Genomic DNA, 2,495 nt, shown 5'->3' on the forward strand with positions numbered 1-2,495 from the left:
ATGTCAACACCGTTTTTAGTCCATTGAATCGTATAATCCTTAGCGTCTAAATCTCCTCCAAGAACCAAAGAACCACCTGGACAGATCGCATTACCACCTTCGATAACAAGATCTTCTCCCAAATCTGGTGTTCCAATATCAAAACTACGAGCATTAAAGAAAACCGCAGAGGAGTGATTCACATTAGGACAAAAATCCATTACCGCCAATTTAATGTGGTATTTACGACCGGGTATCACCTTAACCATACGAGAACTCATAGCTACAGTCGATGCAACAAAATCAAAAGGAGCCCCTAGAGGATTAAGCTGAAAGGCCGTTGGATTATCACCTGGTTGCGCATAGTGATTCCCATAAAATTGTGGATTCACACTTACACATCCCGAACCAATTTTTTGAGTATCTCTAACCTTATTTAGTCCGATAGGATCATTTGTCCCTGGTATTTTTGCTAAATTCTCACCTGTTCCATTTGTCGTATCAATCAACCAAGCAGCAAATAAGGCCCCTGGAAACTGTGCACACATTTCCCCGCAACCCTGATAATTACTTTCTGAAGCTAATAAGTATTCAAACTTAATAGAATCCTTAACCGGTACAAAATCAAATTCCAATTGAGTCACACGCTTCTGCGGGTAAGCCCCTCCACCTGCATCATTAATGGCATCATTGACATCTTTATCTCCAGCCCATCTTTCATCGTTAGCTCCTCGCGAACTTCCATTTCCCTTATAAGGACCAGCTACAAAATTAACATCGTTAGTCGTCAAAACAATCCCTTCATCAAAAGGAAAAACAGATCCGTTCTTATTAAAATAACCCAATGCATTATATTGCTTTGTTTTAGGGCTACCATCGGCTATTTGATACTTAATATTGGATACTAAATTACAACCGGATTTAACCAAAACCTCTGTCACCAATTCTTCAACAGTATACTGATCACCACTAGCACTAACGCGCATTGGTGGTGGAGCTGTTGTCAAGCACAAAGTAAAAGGATAATCATTGGCTGTCGTATTACCTAGACGAACATAATAGATGCGTCCAATAACAAGATTATTCAGTACATTACTTTTTGCTGTATTTGTCAAATTAAAACAGCTAAATGCCGCTGCTTTGATCAACGAACAATCCGATTTATCGTAGACCGCTACATTGATGGTCCAAGTAGCAACACCTGGAACATCAACACTCAATTGATGTATCTTGCCCGTCGCAACAAACTTATACCAAACATCGCGTTTCGATGCTGGATTACAAGATGGTTGTGATATATTCACACTATTGGTTGCTTCTTTAAAAGTCCCCGTTACAGTGCGAGTACATTCGAAAGTTGGATTCACAGGTAAATCTATAGCCCCACCACATTCGTCGTTTAGGGGTGCTGCCAATAACATAGCAGTCGCCTTGTTAATTGTAGTTGTTCTTACGACATCAAAATAATCCACAAAACTATAATAGTTCAATGAACTCTTATAGTCTGGTGCATATACCCTAGTCGATTCTTTCCAAACACTTGTACTCGCAAAGAGAGGTGTTGAAAAAACAAACATCATTAATAATAATAATAAAATTCGCTTCATAATTTTTGAGGTTTTTTATTGTACTAGCTATTTTTTACTAAAACATAATACGCACACAAATCTAAAACTTTTTATTTTAAAAAAATATCAAATACAAAAACATATTGAATAATATTAGCAAAATCAGCAGATAATCACAACTTTTAATTCATTTAGCTCACCTAAAAGCAATCTTTCGCATAATGCGAATTCTTAAACCATACAATTAATAGCCTAATTTATCTTAAAGTAAAAAGATCTTTTGCAAAAACAGCAAGATACGCACTAAATTCTATACCAAAGAAACTCGTTAAATAGCAACACCCATTTTCATATTGACACAAATCTAGACCATACAATTAAAAAACAACGAAAGTTACATTTAGACAACAACTAGTGATGCTACCAAAAAGAGAGTGGTAAAACAACAAGCATAGATGCTCTTCATTTTACCACTTATCTCTATATTAAAATGCAATCACTACTGTATTTCATAAGCTACAGCAGCTTTTAAAATTAAAAGTTAACTGCTGGACAATCGCAGTCATATTTATCCGGTTTACAAAACAAGTTGATACCGATGGTCAATTGGTGAAATCCACCGTTGCCAAATTTGACATCACCCGTTAGATGGCTGTAGGTATACGCCAACATAAATTTTTTATAATTGATACCCACTATAGGAGTAATGTATTGCATGCGTTGTTTGGAAACCCCCTCTCTTTTGAGGTAGTCGGCTCCTTCCAAATTACGGCGGTAGGAAACCCCTCCCCAAACTTGTCCGAAGTTTAACTTCTGATATACCTTCATATTGATATCAAATGACTTTTCACGCGTTTCATCGGTATACTGAATCATAAAGGACGGCTCATAACTAAAGCCACTGCGGCTCTCCGTTCCAAACATATAACCCGCAGACCATAAAAACTT

General features: G+C 37.1%; 2 protein-coding genes. Both read right to left on the reverse strand.

Annotated elements, in window-relative coordinates; genetic code table 11:
• On the reverse strand, positions 1-1,586 hold a 1,586-nt coding region (locus L1275_RS16470), incomplete at its 3' end, for a choice-of-anchor L domain-containing protein (protein WP_253476095.1).
• Between the two features lie 495 nt (positions 1,587-2,081).
• Positions 2,082-2,495: type IX secretion system membrane protein PorP/SprF (locus L1275_RS16475; protein WP_253476098.1), on the reverse strand; the 414-nt coding region annotated here is incomplete at its 5' end.

Origin of the sequence: Flavobacterium sp. HSC-61S13 (assembly GCF_024171535.1) — a bacterium.
GTDB lineage: Bacteria > Bacteroidota > Bacteroidia > Flavobacteriales > Flavobacteriaceae > Flavobacterium.